Origin of the sequence: Marivirga tractuosa (genome assembly GCF_042140215.1) — a bacterium.
Lineage (GTDB): Bacteria > Bacteroidota > Bacteroidia > Cytophagales > Cyclobacteriaceae > Marivirga > Marivirga tractuosa_A.
The window spans coordinates 4,217,884-4,243,613 of sequence record NZ_CP159478.1 but is presented as its reverse complement, the minus strand read 5'-3'; the positions used below and the strand labels follow the sequence as shown (position 1 = coordinate 4,243,613).

Sequence of the window (25,730 nt, the reverse complement as noted above, 5' to 3'; positions counted from 1 at the left end):
AGTCTTAAGGATGATAGATTGATAGTGGTTTATTAGGTTTAAAATCCCTTTTTCGAAATATAATTTTCAATATTTCTTTATTAAATTTTTTCCTTTAAAAAATATTCTGTTAGATTTCGGTCAGTTTTACGAAATGTTAAATAAACAATTCACATATCAATCAATCTCAATCACAGCAATCAACTTGCTGAATGGAATTGGTATGGGCATTTCTACCTTCACCACTACATTCATTACAACCCCATTGCGGGGTTAATATTTTCATATCGCCATAAGGCATATTTTGCCGTAAATTCAAATCAATTGATATAGTAGGTCAGACGACAGTCAGACCGGTTTAACTCTGTTGCATGCTTCGGTCTGACGGTTAGAACCGTCTGACCGATAAATGAAACTGCCATTAATGTAGATTAGGGATTAGACGGTTTCAACCGTCAAACTGCAGAGCACTTAGGAAAAGTTGATTTTATCAAATCATTAATCAAAATAAAAAATGAAAGTATTGAAATTTGGAGGTACTTCCCTAGGAAGCCCTGAAAACATAAAAAAAGTAATAGCCATAGTGGCTAAGAAATCTCAAAATGACCAATTGATCATAGTGGTCTCAGCTTTTAGTGGAGTCACCAATCAACTGCAGGAATGTAGTCGGTTGGCAGAAAAAGGGGATGAGAACTATAAAGCTCAGCTCGATGAATTAATTAATCGCCACCTCGAAGCTGTCCAAGACTTATTGGGCGCTAAAGCTCAGAGCGGGTTAATGGCAAAAGTAAGATTAGTCCTTAATGAGATAGAAGATATTCTCAAAGGTGTCTTTTTAATTCAAGAATTATCGAATAAAACCTTAGATAAGGTTATTGGATCTGGTGAGGTTTTGTCGGCCTTCATAGTCAATGAATTTTTTCTGCAAGAGGGGATGAAAAGCAATCTGATTAATCCACTGGAATTTATCCTGACAGATAGTGAATTTGGTAAAGCCAATGTCGATATGGCACTTACAGAAGAGAAAATTAAACCTTATTTTCAAAATCAAAAAGCAGACGTTTTAGTTTGTCCCGGCTTTGTAAGTAAAGACTTATACGGCAACAGCACAACTTTGGGAAGAGGAGGCTCAGATTACACTGCAGCTTTAATAGCTGCTGCTTTAGACGCACCTGAACTGGAGATCTGGACGGATGTAAGCGGCATGATGACCGCCAATCCAAAATATGTAAAACAGGCTTTTGCTATTCCTCAAATTGATTATGAAGAAGCCATGGAGTTGACTCATTTTGGCGCCAAAGTTTTGTATCCGCCATCGGTACATCCTGTTTATAAAAAAGGGATTCCTATTTATATCAAAAACACTTTTGAGCCAGATGCAGAGGGAACAAAAATTCATGAGTTCCCCGAACCTGATTCTCAGTCTATAAAAGGTATATCCTGCATTGAAAATATTGCCCTTTTTAATTTATCCGGTAGCAGCATGGTGGGAATTCCTTATTTCTCGCACCGATTGTTTGAAGCTTTGGCACAAGCAAAGGTGAGTGTAATTCTCATTACTCAGGCTTCTTCAGAGCATAGTATTTGTGTAGCCATAGATTTAGAGGATGTGGAAAAAGCGAAATTTGCCATTGAAAAGGCTTTTTCTTTAGAATTTAAGGAGGAAATGCTTAATCCACTTTATGTTGAAACTGATTTAGCGATTGTGGCCTTAGTGAGTTCGCAGATGAAAAACCAAATAGGACTTAGTGGCAAAATGTTTAGCGTACTGGGGCAAAATGGAATTAATATAAAAGCCATAGCACAAGGTTCTTCGGAGAAGAATATTTCTGCGGTAATAGATAAAAAGCAAGTCAAAAAGGCACTCAATACATTGCATGAGAGTTTCTTTTTGTCCGATCTGAAAAGAGTAAATTTATTTATAGTGGGAACGGGCAATGTCGGACAAACTTTGATTGACCAATTAAATCAACAATCAGAGTACTTGAAAGAGCATAATCAAATTGATCTAAGAATCAGTGGTATTGCCAATTCCCGTAAAATGCTCTTTGACTTGAATGGGATTCCTTTAGAAAATGCAGTGGAAACCCTCATGGAGAAAGGACAAAAGATGGATTTAGAAGATTTTCTACTGGAAATGAAAGCGTTAAATCTAAGGAACAGTATTTTTATCGATAATACTGCTCATGAGGTGGTGGCCAATACTTATGCGGGTGTTTTGGAAAGCAGTATTTCAGTAGTCACGCCCAATAAAATTGCCTGCACCGGTAAATTTGGAGATTACAAAAATCTTAAAAATTTAGCTTTAAGATATAGAAGTCATTTCCGATTTGAAACTAATGTAGGGGCCGGGCTTCCAGTCATCAATACTTTGGATGATTTAATTAAAAGTGGAGATGAAGTATTGGGCATACAGGCTGTTTTGTCGGGCAGCTTAAATTTTATCTTTAATAATTATACAGGAGAAGGCGAATCATTTGCAGATGTGGTAAAACAAGCTCAAGTAGAAGGTTTCACTGAACCCGATCCAAGAATTGATTTAAGTGGGGTAGATGTGAAAAGAAAGATTTTGATCTTGCTCAGGGAAAGCGGTTTTGAAATGGAGCTGGATGATATTGACACTATTCCTTTTATTCCTGAAAAATGTATGCAGGCTGAAAATGTAGAAAAATTCTTTGAAGCTATAGCTAAGGAAGAAGCACATTTTAAAAAGCTGGTGGAGGAAGCAAATGCTGAAGGCAAAAAGCTGAAATATGTGGCCACTTTCGAAAACGGAAAAGCCAATACAGGATTGGAGAAAGTAGCGCCTGATAGTCCTTTGTATAATCTGGAAGGAAAGGATAACATAGTGTTGTTCAATACCAAGCGATATCCTGAACAGCCATTAGTGATTAAAGGAGCAGGAGCTGGGGCGGCCGTAACGGCTTCCGGTATTTTTGGAGATATCATACGGATAGCAAATGCTCTCTGAAACAGTTAACAATTGACAAAAAATAATAGACAAAATGGTTTAGCTGGCTAGTTCGGTCTGACGCATTACGCGTCTGATCGATAATTGGAATACCTGACTAGGCCAGGCGATAGTCAGACTGGAATTAATTGCTTCGGTCTGACGGTTGGAACCGTCTGACCGATAAAGACAAAAGCTAAAACAGATCAAAAGATAAAAAAATGAAAAAAATAAAAGTATTTGCTCCTGCTACTATTGCCAATGTCGGTCCTGGATATGATATCCTGGGATTGGCCTTGGAAGGTGTAGGAGAGCATTTGGAGATAGAATTGCTGGATTCCGATGCAATCATTATTCATCCCATTCCAGAATATCCTGACTTACCCTTAAGTCCTAATGAAAATATTGCAGGAATTGTGGCTCAAGCCATGCTCAATCAATTAGGCTTAAAACAGGGGTTGAGTATAAAAATTGAAAAAGCTGTTAAACCTGGGAGTGGATTGGGTTCGAGCGGCTGTACAGCTGCTGCGACTGCTTTTGCGCTAAATGAATTATTAGATCAAGCTTTCTCACAACTCGAACTGGTGGAATTTGCGATGTTGGGCGAAAAAGCAACTTCAGGAAAAGCCCATGCAGATAATGTTGCGGCTTCATTAGTGGGTGGTTTTTGTATTATAAAAAGTTATCATCCGCTGGAAATATTAAATATCCCTTTCCCAAAAGAGTTAAGAATAGTGGTTGCTCATCCACAGATTGAAGTGAAGACAGCTGATTCAAAGAAAATTTTGAAAAAGGAGATGGTTTTGCCAGATGTGATTACCCAAATGGGGAATATTGCCGCATTGATAAGTGGGCTTACCACCTCTAATTACGATTGGATAAGATCGGGCATGAATGATTTAATTGCAGAACCCATTCGCTCTTACCTGATTCCTGGATTTGCTCAGGCTAAATCTTTAGCTATGGAAACTGGAGCTTTGGGATGTAGTATTTCAGGTTCTGGGCCTTCTATTTTTGCTTTTTGTGAAAATGAGAATCAAGCTAAAGAAGTGGGCGATAAATGGAAACAATTTTATGCTGATTTAGAAATTGATTCCAAAATTTATTTATCCAAAATTAATGCAAGGGGAACTTATAAAATGGAGGAGTCATGAACTATTACAGCACAAAAAATAAAGATCTGAGGAAAAGTTTTCGGGAAGCCGTAATTGAGGGATTACCATCTGATAATGGTTTGTTTATGCCTGAGAGAATTCCTCAGTTACCTCAAGATTATTTTAAGAATATTCAGGATAAAAGCATTCGTGAAATCGCTTTTGATGTATTAAAGCCATTTGTTGAGGAGGATTTGAAAGATGATCAATTGAAAAATATCATCCAGAAAACTTTTTCCTTTGATTTCCCACTTCAAAAAATAAAGCACAATAATTATGCATTAGAACTATTTCATGGGCCTAGTTATGCTTTTAAAGATGTAGGGGCTACATTTTTAGCTTTATGTTTGGAAGAGTTTTACAAAGATGAACAGGAAAAATGCACCATTTTGGTGGCTACTTCAGGCGATACAGGTGGGGCAGTAGCGGCAGCTTTTTCAAAAGTGGAAAATATTGAAGTTGTAATTTTATATCCTTCTGGAAAAGTAAGCGAGCTACAAGAAAAGCAACTGACCACTTTTGATGAAAATGTGAAAGCATTGGAAATAGAAGGCGATTTTGATGATTGCCAGCAATTAGTCAAACAAGCTTTTTTGGATAGTGATTTAAGAAAAAAGCTTAATATCAGTTCTGCTAATTCTATCAATGTTGCTCGCTTTTTACCTCAGATGGTTTATTATTTCGCTCCATTTATAAAATTCGGAAATGCTCCCTTAACTATTGCAGTTCCTAGCGGGAATTATGGCAATCTGACAGCTGGTTTGATAGCGCAGAAAATGGGTTTGCCCGTCAAACAGTTTGTAGCAGGAGCCAACCGTAATGATGTGGTACCTCGATTTCTGAATAGCGGTAATTATGAACCTAAGGCTACCATCCAAACCATTTCCAATGCCATGGACGTAGGAAATCCCAGCAACTTCCAGCGTATGATAGATTTGTTTTCAGAAGAGGAAATCAGAGAAAAAGTAAAAGGTTATGCCTTTTCTGATGAAACAACTTTAGAGATTATGAAAAAAGTATTTACTAAAAATAATTATTTATTAGATCCTCATGGCGCAGTAGGTTATTTAGCTTTAATGGAATTCATGAAATCCTCAGAAGGTAAAGGCATAGTACTGGAAACAGCCCATCCCTGCAAATTTATGGATGTGGTGCAGAAAGTAACGGATAAAGATATTTTACCTGATTCAGCTCAATCTTTAATACAAAAAGAAAAGAAGAGTGTAAAAATGAAAGTGGATTATGAGGGGTTTAAAGAGTTTTTGGTGGGGTGAAATCTTTTGAGTAATTCTAGCAATCAGAAGAAATTCAGCATTTAAGAGATAATGGATTGTAGATGTTATAAAATCAATTCTACCAATTATCCATAAACAATTTACTCCATCATTATTTTCCATATATTTAATCTATATATCTAAAACAATCACTTATTTTCTTTAATTAGTTATCATGGATTTTGATTACGATTACATTATAATTGGTAGTGGGTTCGGGGGCTCGGTTAGTGCATTAAGACTTTCGCAGAAAGGATATAAGGTTCTCGTTGTTGAAAAAGGAAAGTGGTATCAATCAAAAGATTTTGCCAAAACCAACTGGAATTTACGCAAGTGGTTATGGTTGCCATCGCTGCGTTTTTTCGGTATTATGAAGCTCACTGTTTTCAGGCATGTTGCCATTCTCTCGGGTGCCGGTGTAGGAGGCGGTTCCCTTGTTTATGCCAATACCTTACCTGTGCCTAAAACTGCCTTTTATAAAACGGGTTCATGGGCTAGTTTAAAAGATTGGGAAACAGAGCTAAAGCCCTATTATGCAATAGCTCATAAAATGCTGGGCGCTGCCGAAAACCCAGAATTATTTGACGGTGATCTTTCCCTTCAAAAGTTGGCTGCAGAGCGAAATATCAGCAGTCAATTTGAAGCTACTAAAGTGGCTGTATATTTTGGTAAACCGGGAGTTGAGGTAGATGATCCATACTTTGATGGTAAAGGCCCTAAAAGGTCAGGCTGTACTTTTTGCGGGGGCTGTATGACGGGCTGTCGCTATGACGCCAAGAATACATTGGATAAAAATTATTTACATCTTGCCCAGCAAGAAGGAGCTGAAATACTAGCCGAACAGGAAGTAATTGATGTGAAACCAATTGACAATAAAGAAGGGTCAGATGGTTATCATGTTCAGCTTCAATCCAGTACAAAGTTTTTTAAAACAAAAAAATCTCTTACCTCAAATGGAGTGATTTTCTCCGGTGGGGTAATGGGCACAATAAAATTATTATTAAAATTGAAGAAAAAAGGCTCATTGCCACTTCTGTCCGATAAAACGGGTGAAGAAATAAGAACCAATAATGAAACACTGATCAGCGTATCCAGTCTGGAGAAAAACATTAATGTCTCTAAAGGAGTGGCTATCGGCAGTATTTTACATACTGATGAAAACACGCATCTCGAGATTTGTCGTTACTCAGAAGGCTCAGGCTTTTGGAAGTTATTGCATTTACCCATGTCACAGGGAAACACTATTTTTAAAAGGATTGGAAACACCTTTGTCAATATGTTTAAGTCGCCTGTCCGTTATTTCAGAACTTACTGGCTCAACAGCTGGTCAAAACGAACGGTCATATTGTTATTTATGCAGTCGGTTGATAGCACCATTAACTTTAAAAGAGGATGGCTTGGCAATCTGGTATCGAAAGTGGGAAATGGAAAACCACCGAGCCCGGATATTCCCGAATCTGTTCAGCTAACTAAAGATTATGCAAAAATTATAAATGGGAATGCCACTGCCTTCTCGCTGGAAACGCTGGCAGGAATTCCGTCAACAGCGCATATTTTGGGAGGTGCTGTTATGGCTGAAAACTCTGAAAAAGGAGTGATTGACAGGAGTAATAATGTTTTTGGTTATAAAAATATGATGGTCATAGATGGCTCCATGATATCGGCCAATCCGGGAGTTAATCCCTCATTGTCTATTACCGCTATTGCAGAGCATGCAATGGACCAGGTACCAGAAAAGTCAAGAATATAAGCCGGGTTTGAGAAGGAATAAAATTAGTTTGTAGGTGTTTTATCTAATATAATAAGTAGAAAACTTAACACCTCAATATATGTATATAAATGAAAAAAGGGTTACAAACTTTATGTCTGTAACCCTTTTAATTAGGTGTGGGGATAGTAGGATTCGAACCTACGACCCCCTGCTTGTAAGGCTATTTTAATAAATTGATAAATGAGTAGTTATAATTTTTAACCATATTTTAATAGTCTTTTGAAGTTGATTTAGATTACAACTCTAAGTTTTGATTCACCTCTTGGTAGATTGTAATATCTTTTTACCACATCTGTAGGTACACGAAATGCTTTTGAAAGTTCTTCATCACTATATTCCAAGTCATTTTTATGAAGCTTGTATCCAACACTAAATAGTTTTGGTGAATCAATAAAAACATGTACTGGTTCATTTTTTTTCCAGCCTCTTCTGCTTAATTCAATATTTAGATATTTGTATTTATCTGCTGAAATGCAATGAAGATCTTTTGCTTTTCGAATAATTGCACCCATAGAAGTTAGCCAATAAGATTTAAGATCAGCAAGATAGCTTAGTTTTAAATTGAGAAGAGAATTTCGAATTCCATCTTCAGGCATTAAAAATTCAGATGCGAACTGATCTGCTTCTTTTTCCTTGTTACGATATTCTGAAATCGGATTTTCAGTTAAAACATGCATCACTAAATGTCCTAATTCATGAGCAAGGGTAAATCTTTTCCTGTCATTACTAAAATTACTATTAACAATAATTAGTGGAAAACCATTCTCAGTTTGAAATGATACACCATCGAATTTTTCATTTGCATCTAATTCATAAATGATAATTCCGCTTTGTTCAATTATAGAAAATATGTTCTTGACAGGTTCACCGTTTTTTAATTTGAATTGCTTTCTAATCAATTTTGCTATTGAGACTGGACTAAATCCGTCCTCAATATCTATTGCTTTCAATTTTAAGTCAGGCCACTCTATAGCATTACTCATTTGGTCTATTAGGTGGCTAATGAATCTTATGCTGTATTCAATATCCAGTCTATCCCCTTTTGTGATAGTAGCTCTTCTACGATATTCTGCATTTTCTACCATGGAAGGTATGTGCTGTTGGAAAAACTCTTTGGGAAAATCTAGAAAATCAATTATTTTTTCTATTAAGTCATTTGACAATGTATCTAAACCTTTTTCAAATTTAGATAGATTCGATTGCGAGAGTCCAGGAATTCTGGAAGCTAATTCGGTCTGGGAATACTTCCTGTATTCGCGAGCGAAAGTTAATTGCTTATAATTAAATTCCATTTCGATTTTACGATTTTTGATTAAAAAAATAAACTGGTTGCTTCTAAACTAATTTATTTTACTCGTTTGATGCTTTTTTTCTTTTCACATCTTCTTTTATCTTAGGAAGATCCATTTCTGTTTCTTCAAAAGCTTCCTCTATTTCGCTATTTTTGGTAGTTACAATATCATCAGCTGTTATAATCCATTTTAGTTTATTGTCGTCAATATATATTAATTTAGGGTCGACAATACTTCCAATATTACTTTTTTTGTAACCAAAATAAAGTATTGGATTTGCAACTAGTGAATTATCGTCAAATAAAGATAACTGCTCTTGTTGAGCGATGGCGTTAACTGTATTTGTTTTGATATTCATAGGCATATTCTTATTATTTAGTTTCTTAAATAATATTGTATAGCCATTTTTCTGTAATGTAAAACGCTTATATTTTCCAAATTTCCAATTATTTGGAAAATTATCCTGAATACTTTGAATCATTTTTGAATTTAATAAGGAAGCTTCAAAGCCTCTAGCCCGTGCCATAGGTGGTGTTTGACTTATTTCTTTCTCAAATGCTTCAAAAGCCTCACTAAAAGCTTTAAACATTATTGGAAGTTCTTCTTGTAAATCAAGAAGACACCCGTCTTGTGTTGCCAATCTTCTTCTTTTTGGCAATGTTCTGTTTTTTAGTAAATTTGTGATCATAAATATTTTTTATTTAAAGGTTGATAGAAGCAACCAGATAAATATCTCTGGCCAACAGAGATATTTTTTTTCAACACAAATATATAAAAAAAAGTTTAAATTGTAGATCTTATTATATAATAATTTAAAAATATTGTAAAATGGTTCCTGAAGATGTGGTTTTGAAAGGAGAGAGGCTGTTTTGTTATTGGGTTTCATTTGAGAGTATTGTAAAAAGGGAGTTAGCTATGATTGTCTCTACATCAACCTTGTTCCATTTTAGCCTTTAGTCAGAGGCAGTTGCAATAGCAAATTCACCAGTTGCCGCATCAGAATCTACTACATTTCCAAACCTATTTATTATTTCCACTTTTATAGTACCATATCCATTTTCAATTTGGGCTGATATATAGTAAAAATCATCGCTAAAAGGAGTGTCGTATTCTATGGTGTATGGTAGGTTAACTGTGTTTTGTCCAGTACCACCATTACTAGTTTCCCAAGTTAAACTTGCTTCTTCTGCTCCATTTGATCCAGTAATTATATATTGAAGGTAAAAATCATAGATCGCAAAAATGAATTTACCGTCATTGCTATATTCAAAGTATACAAACTTCTCTTCATCTGAAGGTAATTTAAAGATATAATTGTCAGTAATACTGCCATACTCTTTCAATGGCATACTTTCATCTGGTTCTACCAGTATTTCTTCACGAGTGCTCTTATCGATTACTAAGATGGTTTCAGATGTTCGATTATGTATACTAATTGGTTCTGGCTCATTATTATCTGGATTAGTTAAATCGCTACAAGAATAGAGAGCAAGAGATATTGAGGTGAATATTAATAGTGTATTTAAAGTTCTCATATATTTATAATCTAGTTTTTTAAAATTAGGTTACACTAATTTATATCAAATTCTCATCCAATCTTGATATGACAAACACGAAATAGATATCCAAGCCCATATTTAAAAGACCGAATATAAAAACTAAAACAGTTGAATTCATAGGGATTGGAAGGATTAATTCCCGTTTGGAATGCTTTGAAAATGCTATCTAACTGCATTAAAAGGGACCTCTTTATAATTTCATACCTCCACATAATAAAACGAATTAAAGTCCGTTTTCCTTAGTTATTTAGGTTTCGCGCTAACAGAGAAATTATGCCAAAGCCATTTACTTTTCCAATTCTTTACAATGATGCTTTGCAATTAAGTATTGCAGACCTTAAAAGGTTAGAGTACCTTAATTCTAATTAAATTCAATGCGGTACAATCAAATGGAGTACAAATGGAAGGCAGACAGGTAGTATTTCATTTTTGGTAAACACTCAAGAATATTATCCATACATTGAATTAGATTATAAATACAGGGATGAACCCCGAAAGTATAAACTGCAATTAGATTCTTTGCCCTCTAATTTGTGCAAGGGTTCTGTTTGGTATTTCCGTTTCTCTCATACAAATAAGCTCTGCCGTAAACTTTATTCAGTAGATGGATATTTTTTCCACCGTGAAGCCTTTAATAATTGTATGTACGAAAGCCAAACATACAGTAAGAAAAACAGGCGTTTATTCAGATGGATTGACCCATTATTTAAGAAGGATAAATACTATGAGGCTATGAATGCTAAATATTTTAAGAGATACTATGCAGGCAAGCCAACTAAAAGGTATTTGAAGGTTTTGAGTGAACTCAATAAAGCTGATAAATTGCCCCGTAATGCTATGGAGCTTGCTTTAATGAAATAATTATACAGCTAATTTCAATTTATACATTCAATTTTAATTACTTTATCTTATTAGACTCAAATGAAAACTATTAATTATCATCTGAAAGAGTGTATAGATCAAAGTACATTAATCGTGTATCAGCATTTTCATCTTCACTTGTCATAAATTGAAAATCATTTCTTTGATAAAATGCTAGTGATTCACGGTATGCATCAACTGTTATGAATCTACAACCAGTTCTATTATTATCTATGAAAAGATTCTTCAAGTAGTCAAGTATTATAGTTCCTATTCCACTAGACTGATAATTTACATCTACACCCAGCCGTCCAATTTTCATTGCTGGGTGACTTTTGAAACTTTTTCCAGTTGTTTTTTTGAAAAGCTTTTTCCATTGATTTTTACTTGGTGTGTCATCAATGGTAATTTTATCGTTCAATAAACTAAAAAAGGCAATTATTTGATCATTATTTTCAATAATGTTCGTAACTGCCAAAAGTTTGCGTAGATAACTTATTGAATCTTCTAAAAGAAACTCATTTAAGTCACTATCACCACAATTAAATCTTTTGAATGTGTAATCTGGAGTTAGTCGAACAATTTGTGAATTTTCGGGAAGTGGCAATATTGTAAATCTTTACCCTACAGTAATACTTTTTAAATAATTATAGTTTTCCTGTATTCTGTTTTTTGTTCTAGCATCAACATGTCTATCTTTAACAGTTTCAGCGTTAAAATTAAACCTTTGTGCATCTTTCCCCTTAAGTATTGGAGTTTCTTTGATTGGTTTTGCCATGGTTTTTACATTAAGTCTGCAAAGATAAAATTATAAATAATATTATCTATATTATTATTAATAAACTTTAAAAATTTAAAAAGGTTTTACCCTCTCAATTTTTGTGTTTGAAGATTTATTAATTATCAATGATAGGAAGATTTTCTTTAAAAAGAAACAATATTGATTAGTCATTGCAGTATTCGGAAAATAATTGTAGTCCCCAATGTAGTCCCCTTAAAATGAAAAAAGCCTCTCGAAATCAATCGAAAGGCTTTTGTGGTGGGAATAGTAGGATTCGAACCTACGACCCCCTGCTTGTAAGGCAGGTGCTCTAAACCAACTGAGCTATATTCCCATTATATCAAAACCAGCTGATTAGTAGGATTTGAACCTACGACCCTCCCGACTTCGTAAGTCGGGATGCTCTAAACCAACTGAACTATATCCCCTTTTTTAATTTTTCACAACCTTTTGTTGTCTTTTGGGAATGCAAATGTAGTACTGCTTTTTATATTTACAAATTGATTTTGTAAAATAATTTAAATTATTTTTAAGCTTTCTTTTATAAAACTGAAAATCAACTGTTTAAATCCTTTAAAAAAATTAATTTGGATTTATACCCCTTATTCACAATTTTCGTTCATCAATCAAAAGCAATACTTTGAAGCGCATCAGAAAGTTTATTCTTTATCTTTTTTTATTTTTTATCCTGCTCTTTGCTGGCGGGTCGGCTTATTTATATTATAATCAAGATCAACTGATCGATAAAATCCTATCCGAAGTTAATAAAACTATACAAACGCCTGTGGAGGTGGGTACTATTGATATTAACTGGTGGACTGATTTTCCTAACATCTCATTGCGATTTCAGGATGTTTTCATAGAAGAATCCCTAGAAAGGAGCAGTTTTCCTTTAGCTAAGTTGGAGGAACTTGCTTTGTCCTTTAACACTTTGGATTTTCTGAAAGGAGATTATTCATTTGAGAAAATAATTTTGAAAAGGGGAGAGGTAACCATTCGCACTACTCGAACAGGCGAGAGAAATTATGATATTATTAAAAGTTCAGGTGAATCATCTAATCAATCGGTCAATTTCAATTTGAAGAATATACAGATTCAAGCCGTGCAGGTCAATTATGTGGATGAGTCTTTAAAGCAATCTTATTTGCAATTTGCTGAAAGCTTGTATGCAAGCTTAAATAAAGTGGGGGAGGTTTACCGTATAAAGGCTGAGGGAAAAATTAATTCCAAAGCTATAAAAATTGGAGAGTACAGTTATTTTGAAAATAAATATCTAAAGGTCAAAGCTAAACTGGATTATACCCAAGGAGCGGAAACTGTAGATATTTTGCCTTCTCAAATCCTTTTGTCGGGCAATGAATTTCTAGTTTCAGGTAATTATGAAATTCTCAACAGTCATATGGATATTCAAGTGAAAGGTGTGGAGTCGGATTTTAGAACGCTTATTTCTCTATTACCTGAGGAATATAGAAAGCAATTGGATGATTATGAAAGCACAGGCAACGCCCAATTCGAAGGAAGTTTAATCGGAAAGTTAACGTCTAAGGAAAGTCCTAGAATCAATTTCAATTTTAGTGTGGAGAATGCTTCTCTTTTTCAAGCTGAATATAATACAAGATTTGAGGATTTAAGCTTTCATGGGAATTTCAATAATGGTGAGAGGCAAAGCCTGAAAACTTCTCAATTGGTTTTAAAAGATTTAACGGGAAATCTTAAAGGAAAAGCATTTAGCGCTAATTTAGGCATTAAGGATTTTGAAAATTACCTTATTAATCTTTCAACCAAAGGTCAGATTTCAACTCAGGATTTATTTACTTTCTTTCCCAATCATGAAAAATACACTAAACTAGAAGGCTTAATTGATTTCAATTTAAATATAGCTGGCTATTATAATGATTTTAAGCAGGCTTCCACTGCCTCCCGAATCAATAATTCTGGGGAAATTATTCTGAGCAATTTGAGTGGGGTTTATTTAGATTATCCCCTACCTATTTCTGGATTGAATGGGAGATTAATGTTTAATAAGAATGACATTGCCATCAATCATTTGCAGGGAAAGATTGGAGATTCTGATATTGAATTAAGTGGATTTTTTCTCAATATCATACCTTATTTCTTAAAAGAAAACCAACCACTACTAATTGAGGCAGAAACTATCAGTGAAAACATTAATTTAAATGAGTTGCTATCGGGATTGTCCAATGCTGAAAACTCAATCGAAAAACAGGAAGAATCTTTCAAGTTTGCCTTAAGCCCTAAACTGCAATTGGACTTAACTTCTCATATCTCCAAATTGGAATTTAAGCGATTTGAAGGCAGGGAAATTTCAGGTAAAATTAAATTATCTAATCAAATTCTAGAGGCACCTCAATTGGCTTTGGAAAGCAATGGGGGTAAAATGACTTTGAGTGGTACAGTAAATGCGAAAAAGAAAAATGAAATTATCATTAACACTCAAGCCTATTTTAAAGGAATGAATGTAGATAGCATTTTTTATACTTTCGAAAATTTCCAGCAGGATTTCTTAACAGACCGTCATTTGAAAGGGAAAATTGATGCTGATGTGAAAGCTTTTATAATGCTAGATGAAAGCTTGAATTTTCAATCCGATGCTTTTACTGCTACTATTGATGCAAAGGTTGAAAATGGAGAGCTCAACAATTTTGAGCCTATGCTAAGTTTGTCCGATTATGTGAGAGAAGATGAGCTCACACATTTGAATTTTGGGGAATTAAGCAACACCATAGAAATCAAGAATAAAGTAATTTACCTACCTGAGATGTCCATTCAGTCTAATGTATCTGATATTTTATTACAAGGTACTCATACTTTCAATCAAGAAATTAATTATAGATTATTAGTACCTTTAAAAAACTATAAAAAGGAAGATAGTGATGCGGCATTCGGTGCCATAGAGGAAAGTGGAGAATACTCTAATCTTTATTTGAAGATTTTGGGTACTACAGATGATTTTGAAGTCAGCTGGGATAGAAAGCGGTCATTACAATCTGTAGCACAGAGAATTAAAGAAGAGGGCAAAACTTTAAAGAAAATCATCAAAGGAGAAAAACTCCCAGAGAAAGAAGAAAAAGAAGTTGAATTAAATGAAGAAGAATATTTTGATTGGTAAAAGAATAGCTAGTTCAGGCTTAATGATAGTGGTAATATTTTTAATCGCATCATGTGGAAATAAAAAAGTGACCCCTAAAGTAACAGAGCTAAAAACGAATACCGATGCGCTAATTATCGGTTTGCAGTCATTCAACGACTCCATAGTTTGGGCAAGCGGGACTTATTCCACATTGCTTAAATCGACTAATGCAGGCGAAGATTGGAAAGTCTTTACTTATCCTGAGATTGATAGTCTTCAATTTCGTGATGTTCATCCCATTAGTGATAAAGAAGCCATTGTATTAAGTGCAGGTGAGGGGGAATTGAGCCAAATCTTCTATTTCCATGAAGAATCAGGATGGAGAAAAGTCTTTCAGATGGAAAATGAGAAAGGTTTCATAGATGCCGTGCAATTCTGGGAAAATGGACAAGGACTTGTTTATGGAGATGCAATTGATTCATTGGCATATATTCTTAAAACAGCTGACTTTGGTAGAAGCTGGACTCGAATTCCGACTGCTCCAAAGGCAAATGAGGGCGAAGGTGGTTTTGCTTCAAGCGGCAGCAATATTTTGACTGACGCAGATGGAAAAGCATGGATAGCAACAGGAGCCAACGGAAGTGCAAGGGTTTTTTATACATCAGACTATGGCAGAAGCTGGGAAGTGAAAAGCACCCCTATGATGACAGGTGAATTCGCAGGTTTGACGGCCATTAAAAAGTCAAATGACAAATTATGGATTACAGGCGGTGACTTAGCCATTACGGATCAGCAATTGGAAAATGTTTACTATTCTGAAGATAATGGGAGAAGTTGGAAAACTCTTCCATCTCATCAAACTCAAGGCTCTTTCTACGGCTTAGCGGTCACAAATTATTTAGAAAATGAGTTTGTATTGGTTTGTGAACCAAAAGGAGCTGAGATTTGGTTGGGTGATCAAGAAAAGTGGCAAATCTTAAGTGAAGAAGATATTTGGACAGCCACCTTTATTGACAGCCGAACAGCTTTAATGGCGGGCAGGAATGGTAAAATGTTTAAGGTGGAGTTGGAATAGAAATTGATGTATTTTCGGCTTAGCTGATTGTATATTTTAACCTTTGGTTAAAATCGGCTCCCCTTGGATAGATATAAATAATTGTTTTTCAATGAATTAAAACCAGGGAAAATTAATTTAAAACCCCGAATTTCGCCATATATGGCAATTTTCGGGGTTTTGTGTTATATTGTAGTTGAGAAAAAAACAAATAACAACTGCAATATATGGCACAGCTGAATTTATTCCCACTCAAATCAATAGTTTCTCCAAAATGGTATATTTTCAAGACACTCGAAATCGGAAAAGTACACGAAAGGCTTCCTTTAAAAGAACTGGGAGAATGTCTCCCTCCGCAGGATGAAAACAGTAAAGGTGCTCCCAGATGGTTGAGCAATGAGGGCATGTTTGCCCTGATGTTTTTAAAGCATTACCTGAACTTGAGCGACCACCAGTTGATAGAGCGTTTCAATACCGATTGGTCTTTGCAAATATTTTGCAACAGGCCACTGGCTGATGGTAAACTCATTAAAGATTCTAACCTGCCTTCAAGGGTAAGGACCCATATTGCAAAGCATGCGGATTTAAACCAGTTGCAAACAGTTTTGCTCAATCATTGGAAGGATGACATAGAGAACACCCATGTGCTGTCCATGGATGCCACCTGCTATGAGAGCTGCATCCGTTTTCCCACAGATGTAAAGTTATTATGGGAGTCCAATCAATGGGTATATGAAAAACTGCTTTTCAAACTTTGCAAGGTTACCGGTGAAAGAAGACCGAGGAACAAGTTTATTGATCAAAAGCGCAAACAGCTCACCTATGATAGGCTGCGCAAGAAGAGCATAAAAAAAGGGAAGGCCCGTAAGAAGAGCTTGATCTACCTGTTGGGCAAAGGGCTGGGGCAATTGCAGGATTTTCTCAACCTTCATCCGGAAGTAATACTTACTTCCCACCAGTACGGCTACATCCGCACCATTAAAAAAGTACTGCAACAACAAGAATACCTGTTCAATAATCCTGGCGAAAAGGTAAAAGACCGCATTGTTTCACTCTATAAGCCCTATGTTCGCCCAATAGTAAGGGGAAAGGAGAACAAGCCCGTGGAATTTGGGATGAAAGTCCACATGCTACAAACAGGAGGTATTCAGTATTTTGACCTGATGGACTTTAATGCCTATAACGAATGTAAAAGACTTAAGATAAGCTGTTTAAAGCATAGGATGCTTTTTGGGCAACTGCACCAACTGTCTGCCGACAAGATATACCCTACAAATGAAAACAGGCGCTACATTACCTCTAAACATATCTTCACCAACTTTGCCAAAAAAGGCCCGTCAAATTAAGCAAGCCCGAAAAAGCCTTACAGGCAGAACTTAACAAGGACAGGTCAACGGTGTTGGAAGGAAGTTTTGGGAACCATAAAAACCACTATGGGTTAAGGAAAATAAAAGCAAGGGGCGCTCAAAACGAAAGGGTATGGGTGTTCTTTGGTGTTATGGCATCAAACGCCAAGAAACTGGCCTTGAACAAAATTTCTCCCCCAGTCCGACTGGCAGCCTGACAAGAAAAAAATGAACATCACATTATTTTACAGGACAGGTACGTCCAATCGCTAAAAAACGGAAAAAATCAAGCTGCTTGAGAGCTGAAATTGTACTAATCCAAGAGGTTAAAATCAGATTTAGGATGTAAAAATGCATGAGGTAAAGAAATTAAATTATTATACCCCCTAAACGTTCGCTGCTTCAAGCATTTTTCAAGAGGAGCCTAAAATCAATAGATCCCCGCCTTCCCGAGGATAGCCTGCCCCGCACTCTAAAGCGGGGACGTCCTAATCCTACTTTTAATTTTTGATTTTATGAAATTAATTTCTTGAGATTAAAGTTTTTGATTTTATGGAAATCTCAATCCGTGCGTCATTCCCACGAAGGTGGGAATCTTGTATTATTGAAACGAAGTTTCAATTCCTATCTCCCCTCAGACTTCACCAAAAAAGGAACTATTTCTTCCAAAGCATTCTTTCTGGAGCCTTTAATTAAAACAGTGCTTCCCTTTTTTAAAGGTTTAGCCCTTAGGTGCTCAATCAATTCTTCTTTAGTTTCGAAATACTTACCGAAAGTATCTTTTTTGGATGCGGATTGGATTTGTTTTCCACAATAATATCTTTTGCTAATACCCAAATCCACTGCCAACTCTCCCAGTTTCTCATGTTCCAACTCTGATGTATCGCCCAATTCCAGCATATCCCCTAAAATAACTACTGATTCTGTGTTTTCAATAGCTCCCAGACTTTTGATAGCTAATTCCATAGAATCAGGATTGGCATTGTAAGCATCCAATAAAATAGTATAATTATCCGTCTTGATCATCTGAGAACGCATATTTTCAGGCATATATTCCTGCGTTGCCTCTATGGCTTTTTCCATAGAAACGTCAAAATATTTACCTATACATAGTGCTGCAGCCACATTTAGATAATTAAATTGACCTACCAAGTGTGTGTCTATATGGCTAAAACCTTCAGTTGAATATCTCAAAAATGCAGTTCCCTTTTCAGGTCTCAATTCTAAATTATTTCCTTCATTTGGGAAGGTAACTGCATTGGAGAATCGCTTTTCCATATTTTTTAATACTGCATCTTGCGTATTGATAAATGGAACACCATCATTTTTCTTTAAGAAATCAAACAACTCACTTTTTCCAATTATGATATTCTCAAAACCACCGAATTCCCCAATGTGCGCTTTACCAATATTGGTGATTAACCCGTGCGTTGGTTGTGCCATTTGGCAGTAGGAAGCAATTTCTCCCACATGATTAGCCCCCATTTCAATTATAGCTATTTCATGGTCTTTATTGATGGAGAGCAAGCTTAGGGGAACCCCAATATGATTATTCAAATTCCCTTCAGTTGCAAAAATATTATATTTCTTCGCTAGTACCGCATGAATTAATTCCTTACTGGTGGTTTTCCCATTAGAACCTGTGATTCCGATAATCGGGATGTTGAGTTGCTCTCGGTGATGAGTAGCCAATAGTTGCAATGTTTTTAAGGCATCATCCACCAAAATATTTCTTTCATCATCCGTATGATATTCAACCTCATCAATGACTACTGTTGAAGCACCTTCAGCAAGGGCTTTTTGAGCAAATTTATTTCCATTGAAATTGGGGCCTTTCAAGGCAAAAAAAAGATTTCCATCTTCTAGCGCTCTGGTGTCAGTGCAAATTCCAGTACTTTTTAAATATATTTCGTACAGCTTTTCTATCTGAGTCATCGTTCAATAGGTTTATACAAATCTATAAAATTGTAAAAGCTTCTAATTGTTTATAATAGAAAAAATATAAGTTACGTTAAATTTGTAAAATGCGTATTCTGCTATTCACTATACTTTTCGGATTTTCATTTTTGGGCTTTTCCCAATATCGTTTTGTTCCTTTTCAGGATACTCCAATCCTTAATCCTAACGAGAACGAAAAAGCTTTTCCTTGGGTAGGTGGTTTAAATGGGGTTCAATACGGGAAAATTGATTTAAACAATGATGGGATTAAAGACTTAGCTGGATTTGACCGTAGTTCTGGCAGGATTTTGTGTTTTCTTAAAAACGGAAATGAATATGATTATGCACCACAATACGAAAAGTTTTTCCCATCAGAAATTCAGAATTTTTTTATTTTAAAAGATTATGATGGAGATGGAAAAGCAGATTTATTTACTGCAGGAAATTTAGGGATTACCGCCTATCGAAATATCAGCGCAGGAAGTCCTCAATTGGAAAAAGCCGTGGATTTTATTAGTTATGAAAGTCTTTCCGGAAATGAGGTGAACCTGCAGGTGAATTTTAATGATTACCCCTACATAGGCGATATTGATAATGACGGAGATATAGATATTTTGAATTTTAATTTCTCAGGTATTCAAAGTCGTATTCTATTTTATGAAAATAAAAGTGCTGATAATGGGGGCAATCCTGATGTAGAAACTTTCGAATTGGTCGATAATTATTGGGGAACTGTTGAGGATTGCGATTGTGGCGTTTTTGCTTTTGATGGAGAGGATTGTCAGGATGTTTTTGGAAGAATGATAAGCAATGCTCGTCATGCTGGAGGTAAAAGCTTGGCAATTTTTGATTTTCAGGAAGATGGAAAACTGGAATTGGTTTCTAGCCATGAAGAGTGTAGAGAACTTTATTATTTCAATAATGTAGCTTCTGCAAATCAAGCTCCCGATTTTAATAGTTTCACTTCTGATTTTCCTAATCAGGCGGATCCTGCTCGATTCAATTTTTATCCCAATACTATGATAATGGATATTTTAGGGGATGAAAAAGAAGAATTAATCATTAGCCCAAATATTGAAGCTAATTTAGGTAGCCCTATTGATTTTTCATCTTCTAATTGGCTCTATCAAAAATCAGGAAATGAATACGAATTACTTACCAAAGAATTCTTACAAGAAGATATGATAGACTGGGGTGCTCTGGCTAGTACTGCTTTTTATGATTATGACAAGGATGGTGATTTAGATTTATTTTTGTCTTATACTGATTTAGGTGAAGATGAAAACTTATTTAGCGCAATAGCACTCTATGAGAATACAGGAGAAAGTCAGAATCCTGCTTTTGAATTGATCACAGATGATTATCTCAATTTATCGGAAGAAGGTTTAGCGAATCTCTTTATTCAGTGGATTGATTTGGATTTAGATGGAAGAAAGGATTTGGTTTTGCAGGGCACTCTCGAAAATAGCAATCAACTGAGAATCATATTTCAAGATGACAGTGGTTTAGATTTAAATTCTAGAATCTCAGTGGAGGATGTTTTTATTGGATTAGGTTATTCCGTTCATTTTGCTGATGTGGTAGGGGATAATCATCCCGATTTACTGGTAGGTAAATCCTCTGGTGGTTTGATTTTATATGAAAATATTGGACAAGGGAGAAACCCTCAATTCCAATTGGAAGATAATGCGTATTTAGGAATAGGGGATGATTTTTTCCGTTCAGCTCTTCGGGTTCACGTGGCCGATGTGGATAATGATAATCAGCAGGATTTAATCACTTCAGATTTGAGCGGTAATATCAGAGTGTTTTCAGATTTAGAGAATAATGATGGAGAGTTTGATTCACTGAGCATTTATAATTCATTGGATCAAAGTTTCGATGATGGGTATTTTGGGAAAAGAAATAATTTAGCTTTTGCCCCGCTTTACGATGATGATTATCCTGCTTTAGTTTTAGGAACAGTATCAGGAGGTATTAGAATATTTAGAAATAGTGAAGAATTGCCCGTTCAAAGTGGGGAAGAATTAGTCTTTCAAGTTTATCCTAATCCTAATCAAAGCCGGCAACTTTATATTAAAACCAATCAGGATATTTCTGTTTCTATTACAACTTTAAACGGACAAAAAGTCTTGACAGGACAATCCTACCAAGCTTTTTCCAATCAGGCCATCGATGTTTCGGCTTTAGAAGGAGGTATTTATATTGTCAGTGCTATTTTTGAAAATGGCAGGAGAGTGAGTAGGAAAGTGGTTTTGTATTGATTTAAGTATTAAATTCTATTAATCATGAAATCTAAAGAGCAAAAAAAATGGCAAATCCATCAGGATTTGCCATTTAATTGTAATTATTAATTTTGATTATTTTTTTCCACCAAATAAGAATGCACCAACTCTAATTCCTAAATAACTATTAGCTACATCAAAAGTAGCAGGATCACCATTTGTGTCAAACCCATCTACTTCGGAAGAAGGAATAAAATTGTAGTCAATATTGATGTTGAAATGCCCCCAGTCAAATCCTATTCTAGGATAGAATCCTATTTTAGTTTCGGCTCCAGCTCCAGCACCATTAGGACCAGTAGATACAGAGGCTAAACCAAAAGCACCTAAACCAGCACCAACATATGGTCTAAAGTCACTGTCTCCTAAATAATATTTACCATTTAAAGTATAAGAAGAAGTACCTGAGATACTAGCTTCTGTATCTCCTACTACTCTTGCCATAGCAGCTACTTCCCATCTAAATCCTACGGAAATTTGATCATTAATCCTGTAGGCAGGCTCAATATCAAATAAAAATCCACCTCCACCTTGTGGAATAGCATATCCAACACCTGAGTATAATTGGAAAGGTTTGTAATCTTGCGCATTTGCAAAGTTGATAGAAACTGCCACAAGAGCTAATAGTAATAATTTTTTCATAATGTGTAAATTTTTATTTTAGTTAAAAATTAAAACTAATAGACTATTTTTAAATAAAGAAATTTTATTACAAAAGTTTTTTTGTTGCTATTACATCCTTGCAAAATAATCAAATACTTTTTTTAATCTCAAAGCTATCAGCATCCAACTGAGCTGGAAATTTCTCTCTAAATCTTAACAATTCTTCTCCTGATAAAGTAACGGTTTTAATTTCCTCTCTGTCATCAGCAAAATATAATGCATTGCCTTTAGGGCCATAAATTCCAGAATGACCATTGTGCGCAATCCCTTTTCCATCATCTCCAATTCTATTTACCCCAAGGCAATAGCTTACATTTTCAATAGCTCTAGCTTGTAAAAGAGTATCCCATGCATTTACCCGGACTGCAGGCCAATTCGCTACAAAAAGGATTAAATCATATTCCAATTCATTTTTATCATTTGATCTATTTCGAGACCAAACGGGAAATCTCAGGTCATAGCAAACTAACGGCTTTATTTTCCAACCATTTAATTCTACTATCAAATCTTTTTGCCCTGGCGAATAATGCTCATCCTCATTTGCCATTCTGAAGAGATGTCTTTTGTCGTAAGTGAAATAGTCGCCATCAGGCTGCATCCATATTAAGCGATTGAAATAATTTCCATTATCATTCACAATATATGACCCTGTAACCACAGCCTTTTTTTGACTCGCCATCTGCCTCATCCATTTGAAAGTATGCAAATTCATAGGTTCAGCCATTTTTTCGGCTTCCATACTAAAACCTGTATTGAACATCTCAGGCAACACAATTAAATCAGTTTCTTCCTCTATTTCCCATATTTTTTCTTCAAACATGGAAATATTAGCTTGTTTATCCTGCCAATACAAAGGCGTTTGAATAAGCGTTACTTTTAAATCTTGCATAATATATCTGCTGCTTTTTGTAATGTTTCTTCTCCTTTTGAAAAGCAAAACCTTAGTAATTTGTCATCCTGCTTGTCAGAATAGAATGCTGAAATAGGAATGGATGCAACTCCTTTATCTTTGATGAGGTATTGTGCAAACTCCATATCGCCCATATCCGAAACTTCACTAAACTCCAATACTTGGAAATAAGTCCCATAAGAAGGAATCACTTTGAATTTAGAATCTTGCATCGCTTGCTGGAAAAATTCTCTTTTCTTTTCATACATCGAACTCACGCCCAAATAGTTTTGCTCATTTTGTAAATATTCAGCCATAGCATATTGACTAGGTGTGTGAACAGAGAAGCAATTGTATTGATGCACTTTCCTAATTTCCTTCATAATAGCTTCAGGTGCTACCATATAGCCTATTTTCCAGCCAGTAGCATGAAAAGTTTTTCCGAAAGAAGAAACAGCAATACTTCTGCTTGCTAAAAACTTATCCTTTAAGACACTAAGATGTGTGTTTCCATCAAAAATGATGTGCTCGTAAACTTCATCACTTAAAATAATCAACTGAGGATTTTCTTCTAATATCTCTTTTAATGCAGTAATATCATCTTGAGTTAAAATAGCCCCTGAAGGATTGTGTGGAAAATTGATAATGACCATACGGGTTTTCTCCGTGATATTATCTTTTACTTTTTGCCAATCTGGAGTAAAATTGGGTAAACTTAAACCTACAGGAACCACTTTTCCGCCTGCCAATTCAATAGCAGGAATGTAGCAATCATAAGCTGGTTCGAGTACAATTACCTCATCGCCTTGATTTACGGTTGCCAAAACACTAGAGAAGATGGCTTCAGTTGCCCCCGCAGAAACTGTGATTTCTGTATCTATATTAATATTAATCCCTCCCGTATTTTTGATTTTGTTGGCAATGGCTTCTCTGAGTTGAGGAAGTCCAGGCATAGGCGCATATTGATTATGCCCAATTTGCATATTTTGATATACAAGGTCTATCAATTTTTCTGATACAGGGAAATCAGGAAATCCTTGTGAGAGGTTGATGGCATTATATTCAGCCGCCATTTGAGACATGACGGTGAATATTGTAGTGCCAACTTTAGGTAGTTTGGATTGAATAGTGGTCATTGTAAATTCTTTTTGAAATCATTTTCTAGAATGATTATTAAAAATAAGTCAAAAAAAAAGGCTGACAAAACTGCCAGCCTCTTTCGAAATCGTTCAAATTCTGATTAAGATTTGTTCTTGATATCTTGAACTTCAATTCTGATTTCTTGTGCTAAGTTTTTCAACTCTTGCATTCCTTTTCTTACGCGAGTACCAGCCGCCTGATTCTCTTTGTCGTAGAATTTTTCAAAATCACCTTCTAGACCCATGATAAGGTCTCTTACTTGTTCGAATCTTTTCATTCTTATTTTAGTTTACGGTTGACTAAATAAATTATTTAATTGAAAGCAATATAGGCAAAAACATATAAAAACAACAATTAGGGCAACATTTTTCCTAAAAAATTACTCTTTAAATGCTTTTGCTAGCTCATTTTCCCTATAATGACCCTCTTTTAGCTTATCTTTTATTGCTTCAAATGCTTTAATTGTACGGTCAACATCTTCCAAGCTATGAGAGGCTGTAGGGATTAATCTTAACAAAATAGTGTCTTTTGGTACCACAGGATAGATAACAACAGAACAGAATATTCCAAAATTCTCTCTTAGGTCATAAGCTAAAGCTGCTGCTTCACCAACTGTACCGTTCAACATCACTGGAGTCACAGGAGATTGAGTTGTTCCTATGCTAAAGCCTTTTTCTTTCAATCCATTTTGTAAAGCATCTACTATTGTCCATAAATTCTTTTTATGCTCAGGCTGATCTCTCAATAATTCTAAACGCTTTAACGCACCTTCCACCATTGGCATTGGTAATGATTTAGCGAAAATCTGCGAACGCATATTATATCTCAAGAATTTGATGATATCAGGATCGCCACCAACGAAGGCGCCTATCAAAGCCATTGATTTTGCGAACGTACTGAAGTATAAATCTACCTCTTCCATTACATCTTGCTGCTCGGCTGTTCCAGCACCTCTTTCTCCCATGGTTCCAAAACCGTGGGCATCATCACATAATAAACGGAATTCATATTTTTCTTTTAGAGCTAGGGTTTCTTTCAATTTACCCATTGCACCTGTCATTCCGAATACTCCTTCAGTAATAACTAATATACCACCACCAGTTTCTTCAGTCAGCTTTGTAGCTCTTTGTAATTGCTTTTCTAGGCTTTCTATGTCGTTATGAGGATAAACAAATCTTTTCCCCATGTGCAAACGAACACCATCTACGATACAAGCATGGCACTCAGCATCATAAACAATAGCATCTTTTCTGCCCACCACAGCATCTATAATAGATAGAACGCCCTGGTAACCATAATTTAGAAGCATCACTTCATCTTTCTTGATGAATTCAGCTAATTGTCTTTCTAATTCTTCATGTTGAGAAGTATTTCCTGACATCATTCTTGCGCCCATTGGATAAGCTAATCCCCATTTGGCAGCAGATTCAGCATCAGCCTTTCTAATTTCAGGATGGTTACCTAAACCTAAGTAGTTATTTAAACTCCAGGTTAAAACTTCTTTCCCTCTAAATTTCATGTGAGGAGACAATTCTCCCTCCAATTTAGGGAACATAAAATAACCTTCTTCTACGTTGGAATGCTTACCTAAAGGACCACGATCCACTTTCAATTTCTCAAATAAATCCACGTTTATCTATTTTATTGTATCTATAATTATTCTAATCAAAAACCAAAGGTAACAAAAAAGGTTTTACTGAAAAAAT

General features: G+C 35.4%; 21 protein-coding genes and 2 tRNA genes. 10 read left to right on the top strand and 13 right to left on the bottom strand.

Features of this window, described 5'->3' with window-relative positions; translation table 11 throughout:
• The first annotated feature begins 493 nt into the window (after positions 1–493).
• The 4 genes from thrA to ABWH96_RS18960 all read left to right on the top strand — a co-directional run bounded on the left by thrA (position 494) and on the right by ABWH96_RS18960 (position 7,107).
• Positions 494–2,950, top strand: a complete 2,457-nt coding sequence (thrA, locus tag ABWH96_RS18975) for a bifunctional aspartate kinase/homoserine dehydrogenase I (protein WP_375579074.1) — start codon at positions 494–496, stop codon at positions 2,948–2,950.
• 200 nt (positions 2,951–3,150) lie between these two features.
• Positions 3,151–4,083, top strand: a complete 933-nt coding sequence (locus tag ABWH96_RS18970; protein WP_375579073.1) for a homoserine kinase — start codon at positions 3,151–3,153, stop codon at positions 4,081–4,083.
• On the top strand, positions 4,080–5,357 hold the full coding sequence (gene thrC, locus ABWH96_RS18965; protein ID WP_375579072.1) for a threonine synthase: 1,278 nt from the start codon (positions 4,080–4,082) through the stop codon (positions 5,355–5,357). Before ABWH96_RS18970 ends, thrC begins: the two co-directional genes overlap by 4 nt.
• A 175-nt stretch (positions 5,358–5,532) precedes the next feature.
• The gene (locus tag ABWH96_RS18960) at positions 5,533–7,107 is read left to right on the top strand and encodes a GMC oxidoreductase (protein ID WP_375579071.1); all 1,575 of its coding nucleotides are present in this window, start codon (positions 5,533–5,535) and stop codon (positions 7,105–7,107) included.
• 251 nt (positions 7,108–7,358) lie between these two features.
• Here ABWH96_RS18960 and ABWH96_RS18955 read toward each other — a convergent pair whose 3' ends face one another.
• From ABWH96_RS18955 to ABWH96_RS18945, 3 genes are all read right to left on the bottom strand, one after another.
• Positions 7,359–8,420 carry an XRE family transcriptional regulator gene (locus ABWH96_RS18955; RefSeq protein WP_375579070.1) on the bottom strand — a complete coding sequence of 354 codons (1,062 nt, stop codon included), beginning with the start codon at positions 8,418–8,420 and terminating at the stop codon, positions 7,359–7,361.
• Positions 8,421–8,478: 58 nt separating this feature from the next.
• Positions 8,479–9,108 carry a hypothetical protein gene (locus ABWH96_RS18950; protein ID WP_375579069.1) on the bottom strand — a complete coding sequence of 210 codons (630 nt, stop codon included), beginning with the start codon at positions 9,106–9,108 and terminating at the stop codon, positions 8,479–8,481.
• Between the two features lie 265 nt (positions 9,109–9,373).
• Complete coding sequence (locus tag ABWH96_RS18945; protein ID WP_375579068.1) at positions 9,374–9,955, bottom strand: hypothetical protein; 582 nt, start codon at positions 9,953–9,955, stop codon at positions 9,374–9,376.
• Positions 9,956–10,408: 453 nt separating this feature from the next.
• Between ABWH96_RS18945 and ABWH96_RS18940 the strand changes: the two genes are divergently transcribed.
• The gene (locus tag ABWH96_RS18940; protein WP_375579067.1) at positions 10,409–10,840 is read left to right on the top strand and encodes a hypothetical protein; all 432 of its coding nucleotides are present in this window, start codon (positions 10,409–10,411) and stop codon (positions 10,838–10,840) included.
• A 70-nt stretch (positions 10,841–10,910) separates the two neighbouring features.
• Here the strand turns inward: ABWH96_RS18940 and ABWH96_RS18935 are convergent, their stop codons facing one another.
• The 4 genes from ABWH96_RS18935 to ABWH96_RS18920 all read right to left on the bottom strand — a co-directional run bounded on the left by ABWH96_RS18935 (position 10,911) and on the right by ABWH96_RS18920 (position 12,044).
• On the bottom strand, positions 10,911–11,447 hold the full coding sequence (locus ABWH96_RS18935; protein WP_375579066.1) for a GNAT family N-acetyltransferase: 537 nt from the start codon (positions 11,445–11,447) through the stop codon (positions 10,911–10,913).
• A gap of 12 nt (positions 11,448–11,459) precedes the next feature.
• Entirely contained in the window at positions 11,460–11,618 is a 159-nt protein-coding gene (locus ABWH96_RS18930) for a hypothetical protein (RefSeq protein WP_375579065.1), read from the bottom strand.
• A 259-nt stretch (positions 11,619–11,877) separates the two neighbouring features.
• A tRNA-Val gene (locus tag ABWH96_RS18925) sits at positions 11,878–11,955 on the bottom strand.
• Positions 11,956–11,972: 17 nt separating this feature from the next.
• Positions 11,973–12,044, bottom strand: a tRNA-OTHER gene (locus ABWH96_RS18920).
• 217 nt (positions 12,045–12,261) lie between these two features.
• On the opposite strand from ABWH96_RS18920, the gene ABWH96_RS18915 reads away from it, so the two are divergent.
• From ABWH96_RS18915 to ABWH96_RS18900, 4 genes are all read left to right on the top strand, one after another.
• The gene (locus ABWH96_RS18915; RefSeq protein WP_375579064.1) at positions 12,262–14,751 is read left to right on the top strand and encodes an AsmA-like C-terminal region-containing protein; all 2,490 of its coding nucleotides are present in this window, start codon (positions 12,262–12,264) and stop codon (positions 14,749–14,751) included.
• Positions 14,726–15,787 (top strand): WD40/YVTN/BNR-like repeat-containing protein, encoded by a 1,062-nt coding sequence (locus tag ABWH96_RS18910; RefSeq protein ID WP_375579063.1) that lies wholly within the window; start codon positions 14,726–14,728, stop codon positions 15,785–15,787. Before ABWH96_RS18915 ends, ABWH96_RS18910 begins: the two co-directional genes overlap by 26 nt.
• Before the next feature lie 206 nt (positions 15,788–15,993).
• On the top strand, positions 15,994–17,112 hold the full coding sequence (locus tag ABWH96_RS18905) for a transposase (protein ID WP_375579062.1): 1,119 nt from the start codon (positions 15,994–15,996) through the stop codon (positions 17,110–17,112).
• A 50-nt stretch (positions 17,113–17,162) separates the two neighbouring features.
• Positions 17,163–17,330 (top strand): hypothetical protein, encoded by a 168-nt coding sequence (locus tag ABWH96_RS18900; RefSeq protein ID WP_375579061.1) that lies wholly within the window; start codon positions 17,163–17,165, stop codon positions 17,328–17,330.
• A gap of 406 nt (positions 17,331–17,736) precedes the next feature.
• On the opposite strand, the gene murF is transcribed toward ABWH96_RS18900, so the two are convergent.
• Positions 17,737–19,047, bottom strand: a complete 1,311-nt coding sequence (murF, locus tag ABWH96_RS18895) for a UDP-N-acetylmuramoyl-tripeptide--D-alanyl-D-alanine ligase (protein ID WP_375579060.1) — start codon at positions 19,045–19,047, stop codon at positions 17,737–17,739.
• A gap of 89 nt (positions 19,048–19,136) precedes the next feature.
• Between murF and ABWH96_RS18890 the strand changes: the two genes are divergently transcribed.
• A complete protein-coding gene (locus ABWH96_RS18890; RefSeq protein ID WP_375579059.1) occupies positions 19,137–21,314 on the top strand; it encodes an FG-GAP-like repeat-containing protein in 2,178 nt (725 codons plus the stop codon).
• 96 nt (positions 21,315–21,410) lie between these two features.
• Here the strand turns inward: ABWH96_RS18890 and ABWH96_RS18885 are convergent, their stop codons facing one another.
• The 5 genes from ABWH96_RS18885 to ABWH96_RS18865 all read right to left on the bottom strand — a co-directional run bounded on the left by ABWH96_RS18885 (position 21,411) and on the right by ABWH96_RS18865 (position 25,654).
• The gene (locus ABWH96_RS18885; protein ID WP_375579058.1) at positions 21,411–21,974 is read right to left on the bottom strand and encodes a hypothetical protein; all 564 of its coding nucleotides are present in this window, start codon (positions 21,972–21,974) and stop codon (positions 21,411–21,413) included.
• 109 nt (positions 21,975–22,083) lie between these two features.
• A complete protein-coding gene (locus ABWH96_RS18880; RefSeq protein WP_375579057.1) occupies positions 22,084–22,884 on the bottom strand; it encodes an amidohydrolase in 801 nt (266 codons plus the stop codon).
• Positions 22,872–24,020, bottom strand: a complete 1,149-nt coding sequence (locus ABWH96_RS18875) for a methionine aminotransferase (protein WP_375579056.1) — start codon at positions 24,018–24,020, stop codon at positions 22,872–22,874. Before ABWH96_RS18875 ends, ABWH96_RS18880 begins: the two co-directional genes overlap by 13 nt.
• 104 nt (positions 24,021–24,124) lie before the next feature.
• Complete coding sequence (locus tag ABWH96_RS18870; RefSeq protein ID WP_013453717.1) at positions 24,125–24,301, bottom strand: hypothetical protein; 177 nt, start codon at positions 24,299–24,301, stop codon at positions 24,125–24,127.
• Between the two features lie 102 nt (positions 24,302–24,403).
• The gene (locus ABWH96_RS18865) at positions 24,404–25,654 is read right to left on the bottom strand and encodes an aminotransferase class I/II-fold pyridoxal phosphate-dependent enzyme (protein ID WP_375579055.1); all 1,251 of its coding nucleotides are present in this window, start codon (positions 25,652–25,654) and stop codon (positions 24,404–24,406) included.
• Positions 25,655–25,730 lie beyond the last annotated feature (76 nt).